This window comes from Selenomonas bovis DSM 23594 (assembly GCF_000381005.1).
Lineage (GTDB): Bacteria > Bacillota > Negativicutes > Selenomonadales > Selenomonadaceae > Selenomonas_C > Selenomonas_C bovis.
This window is the reverse complement of the sequence record NZ_KB908432.1, coordinates 1-6,658: the sequence shown is the minus strand read 5'-3', so window position 1 is coordinate 6,658 and position 6,658 is coordinate 1. Positions and strand designations below refer to the sequence as shown.

Here is a 6,658-nt window from a genome sequence, read left to right as displayed (position 1 = left end):
TTTGTTGATGATTGTTTTCAAAACCATTTTAACATAGGAAGTCGCTATGGATTTTTGTTTTTGATTAACTGTTCAAGTTCATTTTACAATGAACCCTATAAAAAGTTTACATATAAGGGTTGACACTACCGAGATTTCTGCTGAAAAATCAATCCGCTTGTGTTATTATTCTATATAGAAACTATATAAATATATGGCTTGGAATTTTCGAGAGAAGTTATCGGCATTGAGGTATTACTATGGCAGACAAAATACATCAGCCAGCTTCTCCATCTTCTATTACGAAAGATGGAAAGGAATCTGTCTGTATATCTATGAATCGATCAGATCACCGGAGGCTTAAGATATATGCAGCTTCCATTGGCAAGAGCGTATCTGGTGTAATTAAAGACTGGGTGGATCAGTACTGCGTAGAGAAAGAGGATAGATAATGGCTTACTTTGATACGAAATATACATTTCGTCTGGGAGAGCTTTATTGCGGTCCGGGCGGTCTTGCTTACGGAGCCCTTCACGCTCATAGCAGAAATGGTCTTTTGGACGTGCAGCATGTCTGGGCAAACGATGTAGACGCAGATACCTGCGATACCTATCGGAACAATATCTGTCCGGAGAATCCAGACAGTGTGATTTGTAAAGATGTCCGCAGACTTAATATCCAAGAACTTGCTCCAATCAATGCTTTTGCCTATGGATTTCCATGCAATTCGTTTTCAAGTATCGGCGAGCATCAGGGAATGGAGAATGAGAAGTTCGGAAGGCTTTACTGGTATGGAATCGAAGTCCTTCGCACGTTTCAACCATTCTGGTTTATCGCAGAGAATGTCTCTGGTATTCGCACTGCTGGAACCAATGATTTCAAACAGATTCTTACTGATATGGAAGAGAGCGGCTATAAGCTGACGGTTCATCTGTATAAAGCCGAGGAGTATGGCATTCCACAGATTCGGCACAGATATATTATCGTCGGCATACGGAATGATCTTCCCGTGGAGTTTCATGTACCGAGTCCGGAGCCGTATAAGAATATTGACGTAACGGCAGGACATGCTTTAGCTGATATTCCGGAATGGGCTTCAAATAATGAGGTAAAGAAGCTAACGCAGAGAGTGATTGGAAAATTGGAGCATACGCTCCCGGGACAGAATATCTGGCAAGCGATGAAAAATCCAGATTTTCCGGATGAATATCGCATCAAGGAGCATTATAGCTTTTCTCAGATTTATCGGAAGTTGCGTCCTGATAAGCCGGGTTATACAATCACTGCAAATGGCGGAGGTGGGACCTGGGGATACCACTGGGATGGTGCAAGAGAGCTTACAAATCGAGAGAGAGCACGTATTCAGACTTTTCCTGATACTTATACTTTTACGGGGAAATATGCCTCTGTGCGCCGTCAAATCGGCATGGCAGTACCTTGCAAATTATCGGGGATTGTGACTAAAGCGGTGTTGGACAGCTTTGCAGGTGAGGAATACCCATGGATTGAGCCGAATATGGATGGAGATCAGAAGACAAAGCCGAAAAAGGGAAAGAAAAATGGATGATATGACGCTGGAATAGGAGCAATGCCCGTTCAAAAGGTACAAAGCCAGAGTTTCATTGTCGATGGAGAATATTTTCATGGATGAGAAAGAAACGCAGGTAAAAAGGTCTTACCGTAACCATTCCAAATTGCTGGATGTCGAAATGTGAAAAGAATATAACTAGGACCGTGAGTCTGAGGTAGCTTTAAATTCCTTAGGTTCACGGTTTTATGTTTTTGAAGTGATAGTATATTGAAAAACATAAGAACATATGTGAATATAATATAAAAACAACTTAATGCACATTCATGTACTTAAATTGATTTAATGGATTAATAGACAAGAAATGATAAAAATATTTGCATAATAATTTTAAAATAATATTGACAAAAATAGGCTGAGAAGTTTATTATGAACGTAACAGGAAATATTATACAGGAGGAAGTTATAATGGCTGATAAGAAAACAGAATCGAAAAGAGATAAGTTTGTACGCATTGCAGAAGCACGTACAAATAAAATTTTGAACATGGTTGAGCTGTTGGGAAACTGTTCGAATTCCAATATTTATGAGTATACAACTTCTGATGTAAATCAGATTTTCGGTGCGATTGAGAGTGCTGTAAAGGATGCCAAAAAGAAATTCAGTGCGCAAGATACGGAAAAAACCACAAAATTTTCGCTTAAGAAGTAATTCTAAGAGGAGGAAACATGGAAGAATTCAAACTTTGGAAAGATTGGCGCTTTCCTTCGAATGATTATGGCCAGATTTTCGGCATTGCGGACTCAGGTGTTGAAACGTTTAAAGGGACGCCAATGAAGTCCCTCGCCAGAGAAATCTGCCAGAACTCGATTGATGCTGGCGTTGATAATCAGCCTGTCAAGGTTGAATTCCAGACGTTTCAGATTAAAAAGGACGAAGTTCCTCATTTTGATCAGCTGATGGATGCGTTTCATCGTGCAGAAGAATTCTGGAGTGTGCAGCACAGCCAGAAGGCTGTGAAATTCTTTAAGAATGCGCAGAAAGCAGGAAAAAAGGAATATATCCGCTGTCTCCGCATTAGTGATTTTCATACGTCCGGCTTGACCGGATCTGATCAGGATTATAATTCCCCTTGGTGTAATCTGACAAAGTCAACCGGTGCATCAGATAAATCCGGAACAGCAGGTGGTTCCTTTGGCATTGGCAAATTTGCACCATTTGCCTGCTCAGATTTCCGTACTGTATTTTATTCTACAGTTGATAAAGACGGAATAAAGGCATATCAAGGTGTTGCTCGTCTGACAAGTTTTAAGAAGGATGATGGCACAGTAACGCAGGGAACAGGTTTTTACGGTCTTGAGAAGAACATGCCGGTAAAGAACCAGATCTTTCTTGATCCTAGGTTCATGCGTCCGGATGGTATGAGCGGTACAGATATTTATATCCTTGGCTTTGATCCGGATGAAGACTGGGTTACTCAGATGGTAGTTTCTGTGCTTGACGGATTCTTATATGCTGTTTTTTCCGGCAGGTTGATTGTAAGAATTGAAGGTATTGAGATTAGCAAAGACCATCTTCCAAAGCTGATGGAGCAGTACAAGGACAAATTTAAAGAACATGCAGATGAGTATTATCAGGTACTCTGTGCAGATAAGAAAAACTGTCCGGAGCATCAACTGGATGTGGATGGCTTGGGAACCGCTCATCTGAAGATTTTGATTTCCCCTGGCCTGTGGCACCGTGTTGCGCTTGTAAGAGGTACCGGCATGAAAATCATGGATCGGGGCTACATTAGCAACATCATTCCTTTCGCTGGAATTATGTACATTGAGGGAGATAATCTGAATACGTTTCTGCGCTCTCTGGAGAATCCGCAGCATACAAAGTGGGAAACCGATCGGGCGGATGATAAGAAAAAGGCAATAAAAATAACAAAAAAGCTGTATGGCTTTATTCGCAGTTGCTTTAATGAGCAAAAAAAGGAGGGCGGCGGAGCTCCTCTTGATCCGGCTGTTGGACAGTATCTTGCGGCAGAGGATGAAGGAAAACAGGAAAATCGAGAAGAAACACTGACAGATGTGATCCGTGAGGTCACACTGACACCCCGGACAGTAAGATCGTCTGCTGATTCTGGTGCGTCTTCGGAGAATCCGGATACCGGTGTAAAAGCTGGCGAAAATGATCCAAAAGGGAATGAAACGTCGACTGGCCTGCCCGGCGAAGGCAGTGGACGTGGTAGTGGAAACGGCAACAATATTGGTGGCGGCGGTTCCAATGAAGGACCTGGCGCTGGTACGCATCCGGTTGATCATAAACAGAAAATTGTTTATATCCGACCGTCCAAAAAGAGAGCTGTATGTAAGAGCCGTAAGACGGGTGAGTATCAGATTTTCTATACACCGGCAGTATCTGCTACCAACGGGTATCTTGAAGTGTTTATCGCAGCAGAATCCGGGGACTACAGTACAGATGCGGTATCAGCATCTCTTTCTGATGGAACGCCGCTCAAAGTGGAACAAAATCGGATTACAGGTCTTACATTTGAAGCAGGAAAACCACTTAAAATCAATCTGAAACTGGATTTCGGCGGAGACTACTGCAGCATGGAGGTAAAAGGTTATGGACATACGGTATAAAATGTATCCTTATCCCGTGCTTGCGTATTTTTTGGATGATTACAAAGATAAGCATGCCTTTGATGTAAAAATCACGCAAGTAAAGGACGGTTTCAATACGAAACTCGTGTTTGAGGCGACTCTTACAAATAAGGAACTTCTTGGTCTTGTGCGGAGCGGAAAATCTTTATTTGTATATCATCTGGAGTGCTCGCAGACTGGTTTCCGCAAGGTGATCCGTACGGATAGATTCTCTTTATCTTATGTGCTGTCCAACCGTGAGGTAAAGGGTAGTGTCCAGATTTGTCCGTTTATAGTAGCAACGGAAGATATCACATCCTATTCCAGCACAGATTTTGATGATGATTATAAAGGCATGACTTTCGATATTGAAGAAGGATGCGTACTTGCTGTAGGACAGCAAGTGAACGCAGATGTTTCTGACAGTATCGACGATCTTGCCAATACACCTTCGATTTTTTCAATCGTGCAGAATACGGATGAAGCCATTAAAGAGATGAAAGTCGATGGGAACGGGGATAAGATTGTGATTCAGCTACCGTTTAACGACTATTACAGTTATAAATCGATGTCGCAGAATCCGAAGTTTGAACCGGTACTGAATGCGCTGACAATCGTTCCAGCATTGGTCTTTGTGATTGAGGAGATGAAGCGGTGGGACAGTGAGGAAATGAACCGCCGAGAAATAGATTGTGGATGGTTCCGCTCAATTAAGCATGTTTTATCAAAAGAGTTTAACTGTGATGTGGAAAGCGACCTTTCCGGCATGGATTCTATGGAACTTGCTCAGAAGCTAATCGGGAGTCCGCTTCCGAGCGCATTTGCAGAGCTGTCCGGCGGTGAAGGAACGGAAGGAGGCAGCGTCGTATGATGATGCCATTTTTAAAGACAGATGATATGAATACTGTTAAAAGTAATGTGAGTTCCTTTGCGGATCACTTTGCGGAAGATGATAATACCTGGCTTCAAAAGGAGCTTGGTCGGAACATCTTTTCAGATTCCAAGTTTCCGATGCCACAGGTTTTGCTTGATATGAGTAACGATGTTCCGGATAAGACGGACCCGGTAAATGTTCAGGCAGTGTATAATGCTTTCCAATTTCTATCTGATTCCCAAGCATCTGATGAACGGCTTTGGTCTGCCCTCTGCCTTGGTCCGTTCTGGACGTACGTGCAGTATAGATGGAAAGTAAGGAAAAACCATTCGAAAGAGAATATTCTCCAGCATTATTTCTTCGGATTTGGAGCTAGACGGTCGCTTACACGGAATGCCATGTCGCGTCTTTGGTGGACGGGACGGCTTACCTATGATAAGACAGATTCTGATCCGTATCATCTGACACGGTTTGTGACGCAGAATGCCAGATTTATTGTGGATATTCTGGAGCGGAATACAGCAAATAATCCGGAGGTCCTCCGTCCGTTTATTCAAGCCGTGATTGATGCGCAGAATAGAGGCATTCCAGTGTCATCTGAAAGAATGCGAGATCTAGAAATCTATCTGGATGAGCTTGGCGGTATCTATATCCTTGATTGCCTTCCGGAACAGAAGATTCATGATCGGATTCTTAAGAAAGCAGAAGAGCTTGCAAAGAAAGATGAAAAAGCTACAGATACTGAAGATATAAATAAATGATAGAGTAATCGAGTATGACTTTGGAAAATATTAGCCGATAAGCATATCCGATTAGTTTTCTTCCCTCTGTTATTTGATGTTGAGAAACGTGCTTTAGTGACTGCGTGGCGGAGCTGATGAAGATGTACCAGAAGTTGGTGGATGCAGAAAAGAAATCGTGATAGATTCTGTTTGTGAGGGCCTTGTTATGATTTATCTCACAGGAGACACCAACGGTCCGCTGGATTTTGATCGGATCCGACCGGAGAATCTGATTCGGCACGGCGTGTTCTGGCGTGAATAAAAGATCTGACAAAGCCAGGGAATCCATGATTGCAATCCCAGGAGCCTGTGATACAATGAAAAAAGAGCTGTCCAGCAGGTCAGCCCCGTTTGATATTGGTTTAAGAAAACCCGCCTATCGTTGCGAGTTAACGGCGGGTTTTCTTATGTTCGTTTATCGACCAGCGCTCCTTGCGGATGCGCTCACACATCCACTGGATGAACGGTTTGCAGTCATCGCGATCAAGTTTGCAAGGGCGTTTGGAGCGCTTGCGATTCGCCGTGTAGGCTTCCTGTCCGCGCTTGGCGGTATATCCGGTGATGCGGCTACGATTGCTCTTGTGCGGCGGTGTGCCGCGCTTCAGTTCATAATAAACGGTCGTATGGGTGCAGCCAACATTCTTAGCGATACCGCGCAAGGACATCCCCTCCTTATGCAGAGCTTGGATCATCCCTCGTTCAGCAAGCGTGAGATAACTTCCTGATTTACGAACAATCTCATCTGTGTTAAAAAGGTTTCGATCCATAGCGATGCTCCTTTGTTGATGATTGTTTTCAAAACCATTTTAACATAGGAAGTCGCTATGGATTTTTGTTTTTGATTAACTGTTCAAGTTCA

Annotated in this window: 6 protein-coding genes; 5 read left to right on the top strand and 1 reads right to left on the bottom strand. The window is 43.0% G+C overall.

Going from position 1 to position 6,658, the window contains the following annotated elements; translation table 11 throughout:
• Positions 1–430 precede the first annotated feature (430 nt).
• From F599_RS0112785 to F599_RS0112765, 5 genes are all read left to right on the top strand, one after another.
• Positions 431–1,546 carry a DNA cytosine methyltransferase gene (locus F599_RS0112785; protein WP_019543892.1) on the top strand — a complete coding sequence of 372 codons (1,116 nt, stop codon included), beginning with the start codon at positions 431–433 and terminating at the stop codon, positions 1,544–1,546.
• 429 nt (positions 1,547–1,975) lie between these two features.
• Positions 1,976–2,218, top strand: a complete 243-nt coding sequence (locus F599_RS0112780) for a hypothetical protein (protein ID WP_019543891.1) — start codon at positions 1,976–1,978, stop codon at positions 2,216–2,218.
• A 17-nt stretch (positions 2,219–2,235) separates the two neighbouring features.
• The gene (locus tag F599_RS0112775) at positions 2,236–4,143 is read left to right on the top strand and encodes a hypothetical protein (protein WP_019543890.1); all 1,908 of its coding nucleotides are present in this window, start codon (positions 2,236–2,238) and stop codon (positions 4,141–4,143) included.
• The gene (locus F599_RS0112770; protein ID WP_019543889.1) at positions 4,127–5,014 is read left to right on the top strand and encodes a hypothetical protein; all 888 of its coding nucleotides are present in this window, start codon (positions 4,127–4,129) and stop codon (positions 5,012–5,014) included. Before F599_RS0112775 ends, F599_RS0112770 begins: the two co-directional genes overlap by 17 nt.
• Complete coding sequence (locus tag F599_RS0112765; RefSeq protein ID WP_019543888.1) at positions 5,011–5,778, top strand: DUF6339 family protein; 768 nt, start codon at positions 5,011–5,013, stop codon at positions 5,776–5,778. Before F599_RS0112770 ends, F599_RS0112765 begins: the two co-directional genes overlap by 4 nt.
• 410 nt (positions 5,779–6,188) lie before the next feature.
• Here F599_RS0112765 and F599_RS15285 read toward each other — a convergent pair whose 3' ends face one another.
• Positions 6,189–6,566, bottom strand: coding sequence for a helix-turn-helix domain-containing protein (locus F599_RS15285; RefSeq protein WP_071592883.1), 378 nt, complete (start codon positions 6,564–6,566; stop codon positions 6,189–6,191).
• Positions 6,567–6,658: the final 92 nt, after the last annotated feature.